This is a genomic window from Streptomyces sp. NPDC001027, from assembly GCF_040299045.1.
Lineage (GTDB): Bacteria > Actinomycetota > Actinomycetes > Streptomycetales > Streptomycetaceae > Streptomyces.
The window spans coordinates 1-18,896 of the sequence record NZ_JBEPBI010000053.1; the positions used below are offsets into that span (position 1 = coordinate 1).

The 18,896-nt window shown below is 73.0% G+C and carries 16 protein-coding genes and 1 tRNA gene; 9 read left to right on the top strand and 8 right to left on the bottom strand.

From position 1 onward, the window contains the following. Together ABT300_RS17220 and ABT300_RS17225 are read right to left on the bottom strand one after the other, a co-directional pair. On the bottom strand, positions 1–581 hold a 581-nt coding region (locus ABT300_RS17220), incomplete at its 3' end, for a hypothetical protein (RefSeq protein ID WP_351676142.1). Positions 582–1,155: 574 nt separating this feature from the next. Then, positions 1,156–1,242: transfer RNA gene (locus tag ABT300_RS17225), tRNA-Ser, on the bottom strand. A gap of 297 nt (positions 1,243–1,539) precedes the next feature. On the opposite strand from ABT300_RS17225, the gene ABT300_RS17230 reads away from it, so the two are divergent. Both ABT300_RS17230 and ABT300_RS17235 read left to right on the top strand, forming a co-directional pair. Continuing rightward, complete coding sequence (locus tag ABT300_RS17230) at positions 1,540–2,448, top strand: amidase domain-containing protein (protein ID WP_351676145.1); 909 nt, start codon at positions 1,540–1,542, stop codon at positions 2,446–2,448. A gap of 12 nt (positions 2,449–2,460) precedes the next feature. Next, entirely contained in the window at positions 2,461–3,021 is a 561-nt protein-coding gene (locus ABT300_RS17235; RefSeq protein WP_351676148.1) for a hypothetical protein, read from the top strand. Between the two features lie 111 nt (positions 3,022–3,132). Here ABT300_RS17235 and ABT300_RS17240 read toward each other — a convergent pair whose 3' ends face one another. Further along, positions 3,133–4,770 carry a S1C family serine protease gene (locus tag ABT300_RS17240; protein WP_351676150.1) on the bottom strand — a complete coding sequence of 546 codons (1,638 nt, stop codon included), beginning with the start codon at positions 4,768–4,770 and terminating at the stop codon, positions 3,133–3,135. Between the two features lie 245 nt (positions 4,771–5,015). On the opposite strand from ABT300_RS17240, the gene ABT300_RS17245 reads away from it, so the two are divergent. From ABT300_RS17245 to ABT300_RS17255, 3 genes are all read left to right on the top strand, one after another. After that, positions 5,016–5,852, top strand: a complete 837-nt coding sequence (locus tag ABT300_RS17245; protein WP_351676152.1) for a glycerophosphodiester phosphodiesterase — start codon at positions 5,016–5,018, stop codon at positions 5,850–5,852. A 243-nt stretch (positions 5,853–6,095) separates the two neighbouring features. Next, positions 6,096–6,734, top strand: a complete 639-nt coding sequence (locus ABT300_RS17250) for an ATP-binding protein (RefSeq protein WP_351676212.1) — start codon at positions 6,096–6,098, stop codon at positions 6,732–6,734. Positions 6,735–6,881: 147 nt separating this feature from the next. Next, entirely contained in the window at positions 6,882–7,847 is a 966-nt protein-coding gene (locus ABT300_RS17255; protein ID WP_351676154.1) for a DUF5926 family protein, read from the top strand. 277 nt (positions 7,848–8,124) lie between these two features. Here ABT300_RS17255 and ABT300_RS17260 read toward each other — a convergent pair whose 3' ends face one another. Beyond that, the gene (locus ABT300_RS17260; RefSeq protein WP_351676156.1) at positions 8,125–8,781 is read right to left on the bottom strand and encodes a hypothetical protein; all 657 of its coding nucleotides are present in this window, start codon (positions 8,779–8,781) and stop codon (positions 8,125–8,127) included. Positions 8,782–8,837: 56 nt separating this feature from the next. After that, entirely contained in the window at positions 8,838–9,503 is a 666-nt protein-coding gene (locus ABT300_RS17265) for a bifunctional DNA primase/polymerase (RefSeq protein ID WP_351676158.1), read from the bottom strand. 524 nt (positions 9,504–10,027) lie between these two features. On the opposite strand from ABT300_RS17265, the gene ABT300_RS17270 reads away from it, so the two are divergent. The 4 genes from ABT300_RS17270 (at position 10,028) to ABT300_RS17285 (ending at position 16,073) form a co-directional block, all read left to right on the top strand. Beyond that, complete coding sequence (locus ABT300_RS17270; protein WP_351676214.1) at positions 10,028–11,605, top strand: PP2C family protein-serine/threonine phosphatase; 1,578 nt, start codon at positions 10,028–10,030, stop codon at positions 11,603–11,605. 72 nt (positions 11,606–11,677) lie between these two features. Further along, positions 11,678–13,171, top strand: coding sequence for an aminopeptidase P family protein (locus ABT300_RS17275; protein ID WP_351676160.1), 1,494 nt, complete (start codon positions 11,678–11,680; stop codon positions 13,169–13,171). Between the two features lie 156 nt (positions 13,172–13,327). Beyond that, a complete protein-coding gene (pdxR, locus tag ABT300_RS17280) occupies positions 13,328–14,695 on the top strand; it encodes a MocR-like pyridoxine biosynthesis transcription factor PdxR (RefSeq protein WP_351676162.1) in 1,368 nt (455 codons plus the stop codon). Positions 14,696–14,762: 67 nt separating this feature from the next. Continuing rightward, positions 14,763–16,073 (top strand): MFS transporter, encoded by a 1,311-nt coding sequence (locus ABT300_RS17285; RefSeq protein ID WP_351676164.1) that lies wholly within the window; start codon positions 14,763–14,765, stop codon positions 16,071–16,073. 297 nt (positions 16,074–16,370) lie between these two features. On the opposite strand, the gene ABT300_RS17290 is transcribed toward ABT300_RS17285, so the two are convergent. The 3 genes from ABT300_RS17290 to ABT300_RS17300 form a co-directional block, all read right to left on the bottom strand. Then, positions 16,371–17,210, bottom strand: a complete 840-nt coding sequence (locus ABT300_RS17290; protein ID WP_351676166.1) for a triphosphoribosyl-dephospho-CoA synthase — start codon at positions 17,208–17,210, stop codon at positions 16,371–16,373. 8 nt (positions 17,211–17,218) lie between these two features. Further along, entirely contained in the window at positions 17,219–18,193 is a 975-nt protein-coding gene (locus tag ABT300_RS17295; protein ID WP_351676168.1) for an intradiol ring-cleavage dioxygenase, read from the bottom strand. 127 nt (positions 18,194–18,320) lie between these two features. Continuing rightward, complete coding sequence (locus tag ABT300_RS17300) at positions 18,321–18,782, bottom strand: ATP-binding protein (protein ID WP_351676169.1); 462 nt, start codon at positions 18,780–18,782, stop codon at positions 18,321–18,323. Positions 18,783–18,896 lie beyond the last annotated feature (114 nt).

Here is an 18,896-nt window from a genome sequence, read left to right on the forward strand (position 1 = left end):
CCGCCCGCCGGCGACACGGCGGCCACGGGAGCGGCCGAGGCCGAGGACTCCGACGACGCCGCGTCGGACGGCGGCGCGGACCCCGGGGACGACGGCGACGCCGAAGCCGGAGCCGACGGGGAGGGGGAGGGGGAGACGGAGGGCGACGCCGAGGCCGAGGGCGCGCCCGGCGCACACGTGTCCTCCTGCACGACGACCAGGGGCTGGACGTCGTCGTCCACCAGGTCGCCCGCCTTCACATGGATCCGGAACGTCTCCCCGGCGTACCAGGACTCGGGAACGAAGTCGACGGTGACGCCTCGGGCGGTCGGACGGGCGAGCGTCTTGGTCTCGATGAGCCGCTGGTTGTTGATCGGCTGATTCAGCTGGAGGTACAGGTCGATCCGGGCCGGCGTGCCCGAGGCGTCGTGGTCGGTGACGCGGATGACGCCGTGGCCGTCGGCGTCGCAGACGGCCACGGCGGAGAAGTCACCGATGCTGCACGCGAGCGCCGCGTGCGCGCCGCCGACGGCGAGAGCGGCCGCGGCCGCGAGAGTGCCTATGCCGCGGGCTGCCACGGCGGCGTGGGATGAACGAGACACGCGTGTCCTTCACGATCGATCACGATGCGACGAAGCGGCTCCCTCGGAGCCCCTCTCAAAGGAACATCGCCCCGGTCAAGGCAGCGCGAACAAGTGGTCATGATCAGTCGCTCACCCGGTCAAGAATCAGCAGCGAAAGGTTCGTCGACCCGACCGGCCGGGAGAACACCCTGCCCCGACGGGCCCTCACGAAAGCTCACGGAGACGCGGAACCCTTCAGCCGACCGTCCACAGCGAACTCGAGGGACCGAGGCTCAGGCCCTTGCCCAGATGCTGCGGATCGGGAGGTCGTTCGCACCTTGGCGCGCTCCATCCGGACGCCAGGAACCACGCCCGCTCCACGGCGGGCGGGCCGACGGCGGGCGGGCCGACGGCGGGCGGGGTGGCGGGTGGGGCGAGTGGTGGCAAAGGAAGCGCAGGCTCGGCGTCCGGGCTCCTAGGAGCAGGACCAAGAGAACACCCACTTCGCTGGCCGAGCCCTTCGACAAGGGCTTGCTGCTCCAGGGGGAACCCTCGGACCCCGGCCAAGACGAAGGCCCCCGACCGATTCACCTGGTCAGGGGCCGTTCACGTGCGGTGGGTGTGGGATTTGAACCCACGGTGACATCGCTGCCACGACGGTTTTCAAGACCGTTCCCTTAGGCCGCTCGGGCAACCCACCTGCGCCCCTGCCCACCTGGGGCGGAGCGGGTACAGAGTACCCGGCGCGGGCCCTGCTCGGGGGGCGCGGCCCACACGGGGGCCACTGGCCCCGCTTCCGGATGCCAGTGACGCCGTCCGCGCTCGGCTTCTCCCCTTGCCGTCCCCTTGGATTTGCGTGCTGTGGCTCACATGTTGTTCGAACAGTCGAGCGGGAACCCAGGCAGCCGCCTCCCCATCCTTCTGGTCGCGAGTCCCGCAGCCGCACCGATTCGCGACATGCGGCCAGGACTCATCACAGGGGGAAGGAACCGGATTCTTGCGCAACAAGCTCAGCCGTACGATCACCGGCGCAGCAGTGCTCGCCCTCACCGCCGGCGGCGTCATCACGACAGGGACGGCGAACGCCGTCACGGACGTCCCCGGCGCTTCGGGCGCCGTCGCGGAGACAGCGAGCATCACCACGGAAGCAGCGGAAGCTGCGGAAGCTGCGGAAGCTGCGGAAGCTGCCGACAGCGCTTCCATCGATCTTCCCGACAGCTTTTCCGCGGCTGTTCCCGACGCGGTGTGGACGTCGGGCGGTTGGCCCGCGCCGTCGGCCGATCCGCATCTGCCCGACGCGAACGGCGACATCGCCGCCGACCAGAACGAGGACCCGCAGCCGCTCATCGACGAGAGCGTCTACGGCCCCGACGCCAACCCGGCGTCCGCGGCGGCGGATTCGGCGACCGCGGCCGCAGCCGCCGCGCCGATCAACGGCCATGGAACGGCCAACTGGGCCTACAACAACCTGGACACCAGGTGGGAGTACCGGACCGACTGCGCGAACTTCGTCTCCAAGGCCCTGTACAACGGGGGCGGGATGAAGATGCGCCCCGGCGGTCGCAAGGCGGACAACGCCTGGTGGCAGGGCAGGTACGGGTTCGGCAAGAGCTGGAGTTGGACCAGTGCCGACTACCTCCGTCGGCATGTGTCCAAGTGGCGGAACGCGAAGACGATTCCGCACCAGTACGACGCCAAGGTGGGGGACCTCGTCTTCTTCAAGTGGAAGCGGGAGAGGATCTACAACCACGTGGCGATCGTCTCGGCCATGGTGCAGGGGCGGGCGAGGATCGTGCAGCACGGGCTGAAGAACGAGACCACGCTCAACGAGGTGATCAATCGATACGCTCACACCTCGAACCCGATCGAGAAGGTCACGATCGTCAGGCCCAAGACCCGCGGTTAGCAGGGATGTGAGATGCCCCGGTTGAAGCAGCGCCACAGGGCGGCCGGCTGGTTGGCGGCGGCAGGGCTGCTGACGTCCGGATGTGCTGTCCTCGACAGCGGCACTGCCGACGCCAGAGGGCCGGGGGCGTCCTACGAGCAGGCGTACGCCGACCACGAGCCGTTGCGCGTGGTCGGCTACCCCTCCACCGGCTCTCTGCTGGTGGTGCAACAGCTCGTGTGGGACATCGCCGACGGCAGGACGGACGACCTTCGCGAGCTGGCGACCGGCGACAGCAGCGGGGCGGAGGCCCGCAAGACCGCCGAGAACTGGGCCAAGGCCTTCGGCGCCGGCGCCCGTGGTCGTGTGACAGGCGATTTCTATGACGCCGGCTCGGAGCGCCAAGTCGTGGTCGTGTACTTCCATGACAGCCGTCAGGTCAAGGAGTTCACCGTTCGGCTCGACGGTGACGCGGGCGACGACGGCTGGCGGGTTCTGATGAGGTCGGCCGATTTCAAGGACGCGACCCGTGCTCCCGCGTGGGCGCCGAAGGAGCCGGGCGGAACCGGCTCCACGATGAAGAACGTCGGCTGACCTCAGGTCCCGGGGGCAGCGGTAACGATCACGAGCCGCACGCGCGCGTGAGGGGCGGCGTCGGAGCCGGGTGTCACGCGCGCGTGCGGCCGGCGGCCTGGCCGCGAACGATCAGTTGTCGCCCTTGCGGGAACCGAGGGTCAGGTCGACGGTGTGGGACTTGCCGTCCCGCTCGTAGGTGATCGTGACCTTGTCGCCGGGCTGGTGGGTCCAGATCTCGCCGATGAGCGTCGGACCGCTGTCGATCACCATGTCGTCGAGCTTGGTGATGACGTCGCCGGGCTTCAGTCCGGCCTTGGCCGCCGGACCGCCCGCCTCGACCGCGGACGCGCCGCCCGCGGCCGTGTCCGTGATCTTCGCGCCGCCCGAGGAGTCCTGCAGGGAGACCGACGCCCCGATCTTGGCGTAGACGGGCTCGCCGGTCTTGATCAGCTGCTGGGCGACATACCTGGCCTGGTTGATCGGGATGGCGAAGCCGAGGCCGATCGAGCCGGACTGGGTGGTGCCGCCGAGGCCGCCGCCGCCGGTGGACTGGATCGCGGAGTTGATGCCGATGACGTTGCCCGAGGCGTCCAGCAGCGGGCCGCCCGAGTTGCCCGGGTTGATGGAGGCGTCCGTCTGCAGGGCGCTCATGTAGGAGGCCGAGCTGCCGGTGCTGTCGCTGGAGGCCACGGGGCGGTTCTTCGCGCTGATGATGCCGGTGGTGACCGTGTTGGACAGGCCGAAGGGCGCGCCGATCGCGATCGTCGAGTCGCCGACCGCCACCTTGTCGGAGTTGCCGAGAGTGAGCGGCTTCAGGTCCGAGGGGGCGTTCTTGAGCTTGATGACGGCGACGTCGTAGCCCTGGGCGTGCCCCACGACCTCGGCGTTGTACTTCTTCCCGTTCGGGAAGGTGGCCGTCACCTTGCCGCCGTCGACCGCTTCGGCGACCACGTGGTTGTTGGTGACGATGTGGCCCTGGGTGTCGAACACGAAGCCGGTGCCGGTGCCGCCCTCGCCGCTGCTGGACTCGGCCTGGATGGTCACCGTGCTGGGCAGGGCCTTCGCGGCGACGCCGGCGACGGTGCCGGGGTCGCGCTTGACCTCGCCGCCGTTGGTGGAGGAGGAGACGGTGGTCGAGCCGGTGTCGTCGTCGTTCTTGGCGAGCGTGTAGCCGAGGCCGCCGCCGAGGCCGCCCGCCACCAGCGCGGCGACCAGGATCGCGGCGACGAGCCCGCCGCGTCCCCGGCCCGACTTCGGCGCGGGCTGCTGGTAGGACGCGCCCCAGACGGTCCCACTCCCACCGGCGTCACCGGCGCCGCCGATCCCGCCGGCGGCCGCGGAGGCGCCGTCCCCGTACGCGTGCGTGCCCGTGCCGCCGTCGCCGTACGCGTGCGTGCCCGCGTCGGCGTACACCGGCGCGGCCGGGGCGTGGGCCGGCCAGTCGCCTTCGGAGGCGGCCGGAGAGCCGTGCGGGGCGGCGGCCGGGTGCGCCGACGACGGGGCCGGCGGCGGCCAGTCGCCGTCCGTCGGGGCGGGTGCGCCCTGCGGTGCGGCGGGCGGCGGCCAGTCGGCCTCGGGAGCGCTCGCCGCGTGGGCCGGCGCCTCCGGCGCCTGTACGGACGTCGCCGGGAGCTCGGTGGTGGTCGCGCCCGCGTCCGGCCCGGGCTGCTGCGCGGAGGCCGAGGGAGAATCCACCGGCACGGGGGGTGCGGACGGGGCCGGGGGTACCTGGGTGCCCTCGTTCTTGCCCTCGTTCTCGGTGCTCACAGCTCTTCTCCTCGATCCACGGCTGTTGTCGTCGGTCGTACTCAGGTCACGCTCGTCGCGCGCTGAAGCGGTACAGGTGTTCCTGTGTACGTCTCAGCTTTTCCCACGGGCCGTCAGAGCACCATAAGCGGTGGCTGTGGGTCCTTGGCCATTCTTTATAAGGGGTATTACGCACAATAAGCGCGCATCATCGAAACATCTCAGAGGGTTCTCAGACGGCTGCGTCCCGGTGGCACGATGACGCGGTGACTCACGCACGGCAGCACCACATTCAAGTCGTCGCTCACCGAGGCGCTTCCGAGGAGGCCCCCGAGCACACCCTGGCCGCGTACAGGAAGGCGATCGAGGACGGCGCGGACGCCCTCGAGTGCGACGTACGGTTGACCGCGGACGGTCATCTCGTCTGCGTGCACGACCGTCGCGTCAACCGTACGTCCAACGGCCGCGGCGCGGTCTCCGCCCTGGAGCTCGCCGATCTCGCGGCGCTGGACTTCGGCTCCTGGAAGACGAAGGAGGCCCGTGACGCCTGGCAGGCGCGCGAGGAGGACCCGGACTGGGAGGTGCGGCCCGAGGACCGCGAGGAGACCTCCGTCCTGACCCTCGAACGGCTGCTGGAGCTCGTCTCCGACGCGGGACGCCGGGTGGAACTGGCCATCGAGACCAAGCATCCGACACGGTGGGCCGGACAGGTGGAGGAGCGGCTGCTGACGCTCCTCAAGACGTTCGGCCTGGACGCCCCGTCGTCGGCGGTCGAGTCCCCGGTGCGGATCATGAGCTTCTCGGCCCGCTCGCTGCACCGGGTGCGCGCCGCCGCTCCCACGATGCCGACCGTGTACCTGATGCAGTTCGTCTCGCCCCGGCTGCGCGACGGACGACTGCCCGCGGGCGTCGGGATCGCCGGCCCGTCGATGCGGATCGTGCGCAGCCACCCCGCCTACGTCCAGCGGCTGAAGCGGGCCGGGCACCAGGTGCACGTGTGGACGGTGAACGAGCCCGACGACGTCGACCTCTGCGTCGAACTGGGCGTCGACGCCATCATCACCAACCGCCCGCGCGCGGTGCTCGGACGACTGGGCCGCTGATCCCGAGCCCGGGGCCGCGGGCCCCGCCCCTCAGCTCGCACACCCCGGCTCCGGGGTGAGAACGGGCCGATGTCCATTCGGAGAAAGTCACAGAAGTCCCACAAGCCCCATCCACACCTCTTGACCACACAGCACGCCTACAGCATTCTCCGTTCCAGCCATACCGTCCAAATTCAGCCACGCACTGAACAGGCGCTCACAGGGAGTGCTCCGGCGCGTTCGCTGCGTGTTCGGCCGTTCCGAATGCGTCGCCGGACCTGCATTGGCCGGTTTCCGGTACAGGCCAATGGGGCATCCACTCCGTGGCGTGGGGCGAAGGAGGTCTCGGGGGTGGCGTTGGTGGTGGCACAGGAGGTGCCCGCGTCGTCGAGCATGGCCGTATCCCATGGCCCTGCGGGCGTGGGAAACGCGAGACACCGCATGCGCGATCAGCTGCGCAGGGGCGGGGTGTCGGAATCGGTCATCGACGACGCCGTACTGATCCTTTCCGAGCTCCTGAGCAATGCCTGCAAGCACGGCAGACCGCTGGGCGACGACCTGGCCGGGGACGGCGACGTCCGGGCCGCGTGGCGGGTCGATCCGGGCGGCCGGCTGGTCGTCGAGGTGACCGACGGCGGCGGCCCGACCCGGCCCGCGCCGGCCACCCCGTCCGTCACCGCCCACGGCGGCCGCGGGCTCAACATCATCACGGCGCTGTCCGACGACTGGGGCGTCCGCGACGACGCCCGCGGCGAGGTGACGGTGTGGGCCGTCGTCCACGCGGACGTGTACGACCCGGACGCCGGCTGCCGGCGCGACGACTTCGCGAGCCGGATCGCCGCCCCGCCGGTGGCCTCGATCCCCGGCCTCGACTTCGCGGACGCCTTCGACGACCTGGACTGACGACCCGCTCCGGGTCGCCGTGCGGTCCCGGACCGCGGCGCGGGGCGTCGCGCACGACTGCCGCGTCGCCCACAGGTTCCCGTGACGGAGCGTACGAACGGCTAGGCTCCCGCCGTACCAGACGAGCCGTAACCGGGAGACACCCAGATGGCCAAGAAGCGACCCCAGACGACGGCCAAGCGGCCGCAGCCCACCGACGCGGACATCCCGGTCGTCGGCGCGCGGGAGCCCTGCCCGTGCGGCAGCGGCCGCCGCTACAAGGCCTGCCACGGCCGGGCCGCCGCGCACGCGGTGACCGAGCTGGTACAGCGTCCGTTCGAGGGCCTGCCGGGCGAGTGCGACTGGGTGGCGCTGCGCGAGCTGGTGCCGGCCGCCACGGTGGAGCTGACGCTGAAGGGCGGCCTGCCCGAGGGCGTCCCGTCCGTCACGCTCGCCACCGTCCTGCCGATGGCCTGGCCCGCGCTGCGCCGCGACGACGGATCGGTGCTGCTCGGCCTGCAGAACGACACGTCGTCGGGCGACCTCAGCCGTGACTTGGCGGACACCCTGCAGCGGGCGCTCGAGGCGGACCCCGGCACTCCCGTGCAGGCGCGCCGCGCCCCGGCGGACGGCCCGCGGATGCAGGATCTCCTCGATGCCGAAGGCGCGTTCGAGCCAGTTGTGCACAGCGGCTTCGAGTTCTGGGTCCCGGACCCGGAGAACGCCGTGCCGGACGTGGCCGCCTCCCTGGAGCGCGCCAACGCCGCGGCGATCCCGACCGTGAAGCTGACCGGCGTCGACGCCGCGTACTGGTGCGAGACGCCGGACAAGAACCACCTGCGCTGGGTCATGCCGCACCCGGAGGAGCAGCTTTTGGACGCCCTTGCGCGGCTGCACGCGGCGGGCGGCTCCGGCCTCGGCGAGGGCACGCGGCTGGTGGGCTCGTTCCGGGCGCACGGCGTGCTGGTGCCGGTCTGGGACCTGCCGAGCTCGGTCACCGCGGACGACGTGGAGAAGCCGGCCGCCGAGTTCGCCGAGCGCCTCGCCGGGGCGCTGGCCGCGGACGCGCCGCTCACCGCCGACGAGCGCCGCGCCCGCGGCGGGCTGACCAACCGACAGGTGACGCTCAGCTGACGCACAGGCGCGAAAGACGGCCGCGCTGACCGGCCGGTCAGCGGCCGGGACATCGGGGGCCGGCGTGAGCCCGCTCACAACTGCCCCCGAAAAAAGGCGAGTCGAGGCCTCGGACGGGGATTCGCCGGTGTCCGGAAAGCCGATGAAAACAAGAGATCGAATTTGCGTAGCGCCGTTCTCTTGTTACCGTTCGAGTAGCCCGGTTGCTGGTGCATCCCCCGTCGCCAGCAACCGGGTTCTTCTGTTTCCGGTTTCGCTCACGCACCGACGCCGCACGTCAACTGCCTGTATCCGTACGGAAGTTGCTCCCGGAGCGCAGCAGCAGCGGACCGTCCCCGATCGCTTCGGCGAATTCCGTGACCGCCGTGTACGCGGCCGGCTTTCCACGGCTCGGCTCGTGGGGCGTCTCACAGGACTCCGGCTCGTCCTCGGCGGCCACCGCGCACCTCGTCTGCACGGTGCGGCCCGCGGGGCCCATGAGGCTCAGGAAGGCCTCCAGAGCTCGCCCTGTGGCGTTGCGGTAGTACGTGCGCGCCCAGGTGTCCTCGCCCTGGGAGAGCACACAGGTCTGCGCCTCCACGCCCTCGGGGGAGGTCAGCTCGGGGCCGCAGCGGGCGGCGGTGGCCAGGCCGAGCCCCAGCGTCAGCGGCGACCCGGAGGGCGCGGCGGACGGCGTCTCGGGGGCCTCGCCGATCGCGCGCAGATGGCCGGCCGCACCGGTGCCGACGGCGCCGACGACGGAGCCCGTGCGCCGGTCCGCCTCGCCTTCGGCCCGCCCGCCGGCCGCGTCGGACAGGGGCCTGCCGTCCGCGTGCACGCCGGCCCGGTGGTCCGCGCGTCCGCCTTCGCCGGCCGGCCCCGCGGACGCCATGGCCAGGGGCAGGGCGATCGCGCAGGCCACGGCGCCCCCGAGGGCGAGCAGACGAAGGTTCATGTAGCGGAAGATAGAGGGCGAACGCGGACGTCCCGGTCGGCGCGCGCCCGACACCCCTACAACTCGGGGGCGCTCACACCCGTACGAGTGAGGGCGTCCACGACGGCGTCCACCACGGCTTCGACGTCGGGCACCCAGGGCGAGGCCGAGCCGGGCAGCGGAGCCCGCTCCCAGCGGATGTCCCCGCCGCCCGTCACCGACGGGGGCAGGGCCAGGTAGCCGCCCTCGCCGTGGAAGCGCAGGGAGCCCGGCACGAAGTCCTTGGCGTAGAGCAGCTCGCCCAGCTGCTCCATCGAGTACGGCCGGACGAGGACGGACCAGCGCGTGGGCGAGGCGACGACCGGCCCGAGGCGCATGCCCTGCTGGTCGAGCGCCACGAGCGCGCGCGACGCCGCGAGGGCGGGGAGGCTGACCGCGCAGGGGGCGGCGCCCCCGGTGGCCAGGATGATCGGCGCCGCCGGCCGGTTGCCCCACCACCAGCGCACCATGCGCGCGTCGCAGGTGGCCGCGAGGAGGCCGGGGTCGAAGGGGTGAGCACCGGGGACCGTGCACTCCGGGTCGGGGCAGGTGCAGCGGGAGGTGCTCCGCTGGTCGGCCGCCGCTCCCGGGAGGACGGGCCACTGCCAGTCCGTCGCGAACGTCAGGGCCGAGTCGATCAACTCAGGTCCCGCGTCGCCGGACTGGGACAGGAGCCTGCGTCGCTTTCCGAGGATCTCGCGCATGAGCGCTCGTTCCTTTCCGTTGCACCGCTGGCAACACCGTGGGCCACATCACACCATGTGTCGATCACTTCACTGTGCGTACCTGTTGGCGCATCACACCCCTGTGCGGAACAAGGGGAACCCCTCGGGGTCGAGCGGTGGCTGCTCGCGCGGCCACTCGGTCCGACTCGCGTCCATCTAAATGCCTGGGCGTGGCGTGGGGTGGCGAAGTCTGGCGTTTAACGTCGCGCGTATTTCTCTCCGCCTCCGCCGCGGGAGGATGGGGCACGGTCGTCGATGGCTATGACGCCCGGCGCGGTCACCAGGTTCCGGAGGCTCCCCACGAGCTCCCGACGACCCCTGGCCCTTACCGAGTACGTACCCATCACGACCGCTGTGACGCTCCGTGGAACAAGGCCAGTCGACCGCAATCAACCGTTACCCGAGGCAGTTTTAAGCCAATCTTGCAATTTCGCAAGGGAGCCGGAAGAACCGTGCGCGATTCTCCCAAAGACCCCGTGGACACCAGCGAGCCCGGCAGGACAATGCTGGACATCCCCTCACGAGTGCGTGTACATGTGGAGACACCGCTAGCGGCGCAGAATGACATGGGGGTTTGCGATGCTTTTGAGCAATACGCTCCGGTCCGAGAGCCGGACGCCATGAACGCCCCTCACCCTCCGAAAGTGGCCGGAATCGATCCAACGGTTCCCTCGCCCGCACACACTGTCCCGCCCGCGCCCGCCGTCCCGGGCGGTTCAGCCGTCCCGGCCGCCGCCTCCGTCTCCGCGGACCCGTCGTCCGGCCCGCCCGGCATGTCGGGCCCCGGGGCGCTGCTGACGGACCGGCTGGCCGGCTGGGTCTCGGACCTCACCACCCTGCACGAGCTCACCGAACGCCTGGCCCGCACGGTCGTGCTGCAGGACGCCCTCCGGGAACTGCTGCACGCCGGAGCCGCCCTCGTGGGCGCCCGCCGCGGCCTCGTCGTCCTCGAACCGGCCGACGGACTGGGCCCCGACACCACCATCGGACTGGGCCTCGGCCGCGCCGACCTCGGCCACATCGAGACCGTCCCGCGCAGCGCCCTGTCCTACGGCCGCATCCTCGACGGGCTGCCCGGCGGCGAAGGGGAGATCACCGAGCCCGACCTCCTCTCCGGCGACGGCCTGGACCCCCGCCACCGCGAGGTGGCCGCCCGCCTCGGCTACGCCGCCAGCTACGCGCTGCCGCTGGAGCCGGACGGCGCGTCGGGCCGGCTGGGCGCGGCCGTGTGGCTGTACGACGAGCCCGCCGAGCCGGGCGAGCGCCAGCGCCACCTGATCGGCCTGTACGTCCGCTACGCCGCCGAGCACCTGGCGCGGCTCGTGGAGCTCGAGCGCACCCGCACGTGCATGAGGACGATGTCCGAGGAGCTGCTGCCGTCCCGGCTGCCGCGCGTGCCCGGCGTCCAGCTCGCCGCGCGGCACCGCACCGGCCCCCGCGGCGGCGGTGACTGGTACGACGCGCTGCCGCTGCCGGACGCCGCCCTGGGTCTGGCCGTCGGGGCCGTCACCGGGTCCGGGCCGAGCGCCGTCGCCGCGATGGGCCGGCTGCGCGCCTCCCTGCGGGCGTACGCGGTGATGGAGGGCGAGGACCCCGTCGCCGTCCTGTCCGACCTGGAGCTGCTGCTGCGGCTGACCGAGCCCGCGCGGTCCGCCACCGCGCTGTTCGCGTACTGCGAACCGGCCCTGCGCAAGATCACCCTGGCCGGCGCGGGACACTGCCCGCCGCTGCTCGTCGGGGAGCGGCGCACGGAGTTCGTGGAGACCTCCGTCTCCGCGCCCCTGGGCATGCTGGCCTGCTGGGAGGCGCCCAGCGTCGAGCTGGAGGCCGAGCCCGGCGAGACGGTGCTGCTCTACACCGACGGACTGCTGCACCGCACCGGCGACCCCGCCGACCGCGCCTTCGCCCGGCTGCACGCGGCGGCCGCCGGGGTGCCGAAGGCGCTGCGTCAGGATCCCGGGGCGGTCGCCGATCACGTACTGCGCACGATGCTGCCGGACGGCCTGTACGAGCAGGACAGCGACGAGGACGTGGTGCTGCTGGCGGCCCGTTTCGAGGAGGGCGGCGGCCACCGCGGGTAAGAGGTCATTCGGGCCTGGGCCCCCTTCCGTACGACCGTACGATGGAGGGGGTCCAGTGCCGTATCTAGGAGGATGACCATGGCCGACGAGCCCACCCCGGCTGTGCCGGATGACGCTGCCACCGCAGCGGGCCCGGAGACTGAGCCCGAGGAGCCCGTCAAGCAGCGGAAGAACGGCCTGTACCCGGGCGTCTCCGACGAGCTGGCCGAGAACATGAAGGCCGGCTGGGCGGACACCGAGCTGCGCGACCTGGAGCCGATCGCCCAGGCCGGCGAGACCGCCGCCCGCCGGGCCGCGCTCTCCGCGCGTTTCCCGGGCGAGCGGCTGGTGATCCCGGCGGGCAACCTGAAGACCCGCTCCAACGACACCGAGTACGCCTTCCGCGCCTCCGTCGAGTACGCGTACCTCACCGGCAACCAGACCGAGGACGGCGTCCTGGTGCTGGAGCCCGTCGACGACGGTCACCAGGCCACGATCTACCTGCTGCCGCGCTCCGACCGCGAGAACGGCGAGTTCTGGCTGTCCGGCCACGGCGAGCTGTGGGTCGGCCGCCGGCACTCGCTCGCCGAGGCGGCGAAGCTGTACGGCATCCCGGCCTCCGACGTGCGCGAGCTGGCCGACCGGCTGCGCGAGGCGACCGGTCCGGTGCGCGTCGTGCGCGGTCACGACGCGAGCGTCGAGGCGGCCCTGACCGACAAGGTCACCGCCGAACGCGACGAGGAGCTGCGCGTCTTCCTCTCCGAGGCCCGGCTGGTCAAGGACGACTTCGAGATCGGCGAACTGCAGAAGGCCGTCGACTCCACGGTCCGCGGCTTCGAGGACGTCGTGAAGGTCCTCGACTCCGCCCGGGCCACGAGCGAGCGCTACATCGAGGGCACGTTCTTCCTCCGCGCGCGCGTGGAGGGCAACGACGTCGGTTACGGCACCATCGCCGCGGCCGGCCCGCACGCCTGCACCCTGCACTGGGTGCGCAACGACGGACCCGTGCGCTCCGGCGACCTGCTGCTGCTCGACGCGGGCGTCGAGACGCACACGTACTACACCGCCGACGTCACGCGCACGCTGCCCGTCGACGGCCGGTTCACCGAGATCCAGAAGCAGGTCTACGACGCGGTGTACGAGGCCCAGGAGGCCGGCATCGAGGCCGTCCGGCCGGGTGCCAAGTACCGCGACTTCCACGACGCCGCGCAGCGCGTGCTCACCGCGAAGCTCGTCGAGTGGGGCCTCGTCGAGGGCCCGGTGGAGCGCGTCCTCGAGCTCGGCCTGCAGCGGCGCTGGACGCTGCACGGCACCGGTCACATGCTCGGCATGGACGTCCACGACTGCGCCGCCGCGCGCGTGGAGTCGTACGTCGACGGCACGCTGGAGCCCGGCATGGTGCTCACGGTCGAGCCCGGCCTGTACTTCCAGGCCGACGACCTGACGGTGCCCGAGGAGTACCGGGGAATCGGCGTCCGCATCGAGGACGACATCCTCGTCACGCACGACGGCAACCGGAACCTGTCGGACGGTCTGCCGCGCCGCTCCGACGAGGTCGAGGTCTGGATGGCTTCGCTGAAGGGCTGACGGTCCGCACGACGGCCGGGTACGGGGCCGGGTACTGGTGAGTGCCCGGCCCTTCCCGTGCCCGGCTCCACCCGGGTCCGGCCTTTCCCGGGTCCGGCTCTACCCGGGTCGGGGCGACCGCGCCGTCCGGGGGTTTTCATGTCCAGGGGGGACTTGGTGAACGATTTCTGGTCCGGGGTGGGCGTCGATCTGCATCTCGAGCCCGACAGCGGCGAGGGGCGGCGGGCGGGGCTGGAACGGGCGCTGCGGGACGCCGTGCGGGAGGGGCGGCTGGCGCCGGGAAGCCGGCTGCCCGCCACCCGGCGGCTCGCCGCCGAGACCGGCATCTCCCGCAACACCGTGAAGGCCGCCTACGACCAGCTGGTCGCCGAGGGCTACCTGACGGCACGGCAGGGCTCGGGCACCCGGGTCGCCGTCCTGCCGCCCGCCGCGGCCGATCCGCTGGGCGCCGCCACGCGCGCGCGTGAGCCGCGTTTCGACCTGCGTCCCGGCAGCCCCGACGTCGGGACGTTCCCCGCGGCGGCCTGGCTGCGCGCGCTGCGCCGCGCCATCGCGACGGCGCCCTCGCTCGCGTACGACTACGGCGACCCGCGCGGCCGCGTCGAGCTGCGCACCGCGCTGTCGGAGTACCTGGGGCGGGCGCGGGGCGTCATCGCACCGCCCGAGCGGATCGTGGTCACCTCCGGGTACGTGCAGGGCCTCGCGCTCCTCACGCGCGTGCTGGACGGCGGCCGGGTCGCGATGGAGGACCCGGGGCTGCCCTTCCACCGCGAGGTCGTACGGCGCAACGGCGGGACCGTGACGCCGGCGCCGGTCGACGAGCAGGGGGTGCGCGTCGCCGACCTGGGCGACGCGCGCGCCGTGGTCGTCACGCCCGCCCACCAGTACCCCACGGGCGTGACGCTGGCGCCGGGCCGGCGGCGCGCCCTGACCGAGTGGGCACGCGCGCGTGACGCGCTGATCGTCGAGGACGACTACGACGGGGAGTTCCGCTACGACCGGCAGCCGGTGGGCGCGCTCCAGGGCATGGCGCCCGGGCAGGTCGCCTACCTGGGCACCGCCTCCAAGACCCTCGGTCCCGCGCTGCGGCTCGGCTGGATGGTGCTGCCGCCGCAGCTGGTCGACGCGGTCGCGGACGCCAAGCTGCACAGCGACCACCACACCGAGTCGATCGGCCAGCTGGCGCTCACCGAGCTGATCGACAGCCACGCCTACGACCGGCACGTCCGCGCGTCCCGGCTGCGCTACCGGCGCCGCCGGGACCTGCTGCTGGAACGGCTGGGAAGGCGCCGGGACGTACGCGGGATCGCGGCCGGACTGCACGCGCTGGTGGACGTCCGCGACGAGGAGGCGACGATCGCACGGGCGGAGGCCGAAGGGCTGGCGGTGGGCCGGCTCGGCGACCACTGGCACACACCGGGCGCCGCAACCGCGCAAGGCCTGGTCGTCGGGTACGGCACCCCCAGGGAACGGCTGTATCCGCAGGCGCTGGACGTGCTGGCGAAGGTGCTGGACGGAGAGTGATTGGACCAGTTCCACGGGCCCGGATTGGTGCTGTCGACAGGCCCACCCGGGTTCTAGCGTCGGGGGTATGCCGAAGACTCTCGACCAGCGGACCCGCCCTCAGCGCCTCCTCGCACTCGCCCAGCTGAGCAACTCGGTCGGGGACGGGGCGTACTACACCACGTCGGCCCTGTACTTCACGCAGGTGATCGGTCTCGCCCCCGCGCGCGTGGGGCTCGGCCTCACCCTCGGGTGGGCGGTCGGCTCGCTGGCCGGGGTGCCCCTGGGCCGACTCGCCGACCGGCACGGGGCCCGTGGGACGGCGGTGCTGCTGGCGGTGGCGACGGGGCTCGCGGTGGCGTCCTTCACCCTCGTGCGCGGGTTCGTGCCGTTCGTCCTCGTGGCGTGCGGCTACGCGGCCGCGCAGTCGGGGCTGGCGGCGGCCCGGCAGGCCCTTCTGGCCGGACTGACGCCGGCCGACGAGCGGACGGGGCTGCTGGCGCGCCTGCAGGCGACGCTGAACGCGGGGCTGGCCGTGGGCGCCGGGCTCGGCGGGCTCGCGCTGCACGCCGGCACCCGGGCGGCCTACCTCGGCGTGTTCGCCGTCGACGCGGCGAGCTTCCTGGTGTGCGCGCTGCTGCTCGCCGCGCTGCCCCGGGTCGCGCCGCGGGCGCTCCACCCGGGCGGAAGCGGCCTCGGGGTGCTCCGGGACCGTCCCTATGCGCTGGTGGCGCTCCTCAACACCGTGCTGCTGCTGCGGATGCCGTTGCTGAGCCTCGTGCTGCCGCTGTGGATCACCGAGCGGACGGGGGCGCCGGCCTGGCTGGTGTCCGCGCTGTTCGTCCTCAACACGGCCGCGGTGACGGTGTTCCAGGTGCGGGCGGCGCGCGGGGTGACCGGGCCGGCGAGCGCCATGCGCGCGGTGCGCCGCGCGGGCTGGGTGATGTGCGCCGCCTGCGCGGTGTTCGCCCTGTCCGCGGGGGCGTCCCCGTGGGTGGCGGCGGGCGTCCTGGTGCTGGGGTCGGTGCTGCAGGCGGCCGCCGAGATGGGGCAGTCCGCGGGTTCCTGGCAGCTCTCCTTCGACCTGGCCCCGGCCGACCGCGTCGGCGAGTACCAGGGCCTGTTCGGCACCGGCGTCACCGTGGCCCGCACCCTCGGCCCGCTGGTCCTGACGTGGCTGCTGGTCGAGTGGGGCACGCCGGGCTGGCTGCTGCTGGGCGCGGCGATGGTGGCGGCGTCCTACGCCATGGGCCCGGCGGCCCGGTGGGCGGCGGGGGGACGGGACGCGGAGAAGGCCGGGGCGTCGGCGGCAGCGGGGGCGGGGGCGCCGACGGCGACTGCCCCGGCGACGGGTGCGGTACCGGCACCTTCGACGGCACCGGCACCGGCTACCGGGTGAGGCGGTGGCCGGGTGACGGGGTGAGGCGGTGGCCGGGTGGGGCGGTGGCGGGGTGGCCGGGTGGGGCGGTGGCGGGGTGGCCGCGTGGCGGGACCTGCTGTGGCCGTGTCGCCCGGCTGCCGTCCATGCAACTCCCGTCCATGCAACTCCCGTCCATGCAACTCCCGTCCATGCAACTCCCGTCCATGCAACTCCCGTCCGCACGCATCCCGTCCGCACGCATCCCGTCCGCACGCATCCCGTCCGGGCGCATCCCGTCCGGGCGCATCGCGTCCGCGCACATCCCGCTCGGGCGCATCACGTCCGGGCGCGTGTCGTGGGTGCAGCGGTGGGGAGGGAGTCGACGAAGAGGGCGCCCGCCAGGAGGCCCGCGCTGCCGCGGGGGCTCCACGCGCGCGTGTGGAGGTCCGCGTCGAAGGCGTCCAGGGCCTTCGCGCCGGGTTCCGTCGACGTGCCGCCTGCTTCGAGGACCGCGCGGGCGCCCGCCTGCACGTGACGCAGCCCCAAGGGCCCGGCCGTGTGCAGGAGTTCGGTGTCCTGGAGGGTCGACATCACGGTGAGCAGGCCGTCGAGGCGGGCCTCCGCCTCCCCGGCGCCCGCCGTGCGCGCCCGCGCCAGGGCGTCCAACGCCCTGCGCACATGCGGGAATCCGGCGCGGGCCTCACCGCGGGCGCCGGCCGCGCCGTACTTCGCCGAGACCGTCGCGCCCCGCGAGGGGCGGCGCGGGGCCGCCCGGTCGGGGTGGGCGGCGATCCGCTTGGCGGTCGCGGTGACCTCGACGCCCCGCGCACAGGGGTCGAGGGCGGCCGCCGCCACCAGCAGGCCGAGCGTCCACAGGGCGCCCCGGTGCCCGCCGCCGGCGAGGCCCACCGAGTGCTCGGCGCACCGTCCGATCGCGCCCAGCTCCGCGCGGAGCCCGGGCGTGGGCTCGCCGGTGCGGCGGGCGGCTGCGGCCATCGCCGCGAGTCCGGGCGCGAGCGCCCTGGCCGACCAGCGCAGCGCGCAGTGGTCCCTGCGGGTGACCCGGGCGGCCCGGTCGCGGGGATCGGGCAGGCCGGGTTTGGGGGCCAGCGCCAGCTGGCCCGTCAGCGCGGCCACCGCGGCCTGCGCGAGCTCCTCGTCCTCACGACCGGGCATGAGCTGCCTCAGGAGGACGCGGACGCCGTCGGGGCGTCGCTCGGCGGGGCGCCCGTCGGGGCGTCGCCCGGGGGCGTGCCGCCCGTGCCGCCGCCTCCGCCGCCACCGCCCGCGCCGGTGTTCTCGGCGTCGGGGTCGACGCCGAGGACGAGGGACCCCTTGTAGCCCTTGGACGGGTCGGCCCTGTGGACCGCCTTCAGCGTCAGCAGCCCGCTCGACGCGCCGCCGCCGTCGTAGACCATGTCGTCGGCGAGCACGGTGTAGCTGCCGGTGTGCCGGGCGTAGGGCTCCAGGGCGAAGATCTCCTCGGCGACGTCGTCGGGGAGGAACAACTGGCCGGTGTGGTTGACCTTGCCGCCCTCGTAGGAGCCGTCCTCCTTCTGGCCGCCGGTGTGCACCTTGAGGTGGATGTGGCAGGTGCGGGGCGTGTACCAGCCCGGGAAGATCGTCTCGAACTTGACCACGCCGTTGGCGTTGGCGATCTGGTAGCCGCGCAGGTAGGCGCCGTCGTTCGCGGTGGAGCCGTCCTCGCTCTCGGCCGGGGCGGAACCGCCGGGGTTGGCGGTGGTGTAGCCGGAGTAGTAGCCCCAGGCGTCGCAGTGCCAGATCTCCACGGCGGCGCCCGCGACCGGGGTGCAGCCGTCCGTGGCGTCGACGACGGTGAGCCGCAGGGTCAGCGGCACTCCGCTCTTGCCCTCGGTGATGTCCTTGCGCACCAGGGCGCCGTCGAGGTAGTAGGGCCCCTCCGTGACGCTGGTCATCAGGGTCATGCACGCGCCGGCGGTGGAATCGGCGGAGGCCGACGCGCCGGCCGCGGTCCCGCTGTCGGTCCCGCTCTCGGTGCTGCTGTCGGCGCCGCTCTCGGCGTCGGCGAACGCCGTCTGGTACCCGGCGAGGGCGAGTCCGCCGGCGGCGACCGTGCCGCCCGCGACCAGGAGGGCGCGGCGCCGGGGGAGGGAGGTGTCCTTGTGGTGTCCCGTCATGGACAGCAAGGTAGGAACACCGCCCATCAGCGGGCTGGACGGCCGCTGAGACCTGCCTGTGAGTGCGGGTGAGGAGGAACTCCCCCTCCCCGAGCGAGGACTGACGGCCCGGCAGGTCCGACGGGCGTCACACGGCCATCAGCGGGGCGTCCTCGCGCCACTTGAGGATCTTGTCGAAGCTCACGACCGCCCCGCCGCGTCCCGGCGTGTTGCCGATGTGGACGTGGTCGGCGAGCTCCTGGATGAGGAACAGGCCCCGGCCCTGCTCGGCGTCGGCGTCGGCGTTGGTGCGCACCGGCGCGGGGGCGGGGCGCTCGCCGGCGAATCCCGGGCCGGAGTCGGCGACCTCGATGCGGCACGTCCGACCGTCGAGGTAGGCCGTCACCCGGTACGCCTCGGAACCGCCGCCGATCCCCGCGTCCCCGCCGTGCTCGACGGCGTTGGCGCAGGCCTCGCTCAGGGCGACGGAGAGGTCGTAGCTGACGTCGGGATCGACGCCCGCCGTCTCCATCGTGCCGAGCAGCAGGCGGCGGGCGAGCGGCACGCTCGCGGCTTCGCGCCGCAGATGGAGTGACCACCAGATGCTCATGCTCCAGCCTCCTGGCTGCGGCTCGACATACCGATACGTATTGCCGCCCGCAGCCGTATGTAAGCGTGAAATCCGCGTGATGCCGCCCATATGGGGGATGCCCGCAGGCAGGAA

Bases quoted from the DNA above. Each gene is read 5' to 3' on its own strand.
- ABT300_RS17250 (WP_351676212.1), top strand. From the start codon at position 6,096: ATGCGTCGCCGGACCTGCATTGGCCGGTTTCCGGTACAGGCCAATGGG.
- ABT300_RS17265 (WP_351676158.1), bottom strand. From the start codon at position 9,503: ATGCGCGAGATCCTCGGAAAGCGACGCAGGCTCCTGTCCCAGTCCGGC.
- ABT300_RS17275 (WP_351676160.1), top strand. From the start codon at position 11,678: ATGACCATGGCCGACGAGCCCACCCCGGCTGTGCCGGATGACGCTGCC.
- ABT300_RS17255 (WP_351676154.1), top strand. From the start codon at position 6,882: ATGGCCAAGAAGCGACCCCAGACGACGGCCAAGCGGCCGCAGCCCACC.
- ABT300_RS17290 (WP_351676166.1), bottom strand. From the start codon at position 17,210: ATGCCCGGTCGTGAGGACGAGGAGCTCGCGCAGGCCGCGGTGGCCGCG.
- ABT300_RS17270 (WP_351676214.1), top strand. From the start codon at position 10,028: ATGCTGGACATCCCCTCACGAGTGCGTGTACATGTGGAGACACCGCTA.
- ABT300_RS17260 (WP_351676156.1), bottom strand. From the start codon at position 8,781: ATGAACCTTCGTCTGCTCGCCCTCGGGGGCGCCGTGGCCTGCGCGATC.
- ABT300_RS17295 (WP_351676168.1), bottom strand. From the start codon at position 18,193: ATGACGGGACACCACAAGGACACCTCCCTCCCCCGGCGCCGCGCCCTC.
- ABT300_RS17300 (WP_351676169.1), bottom strand. From the start codon at position 18,782: ATGAGCATCTGGTGGTCACTCCATCTGCGGCGCGAAGCCGCGAGCGTG.
- ABT300_RS17235 (WP_351676148.1), top strand. From the start codon at position 2,461: ATGCCCCGGTTGAAGCAGCGCCACAGGGCGGCCGGCTGGTTGGCGGCG.
- ABT300_RS17285 (WP_351676164.1), top strand. From the start codon at position 14,763: ATGCCGAAGACTCTCGACCAGCGGACCCGCCCTCAGCGCCTCCTCGCA.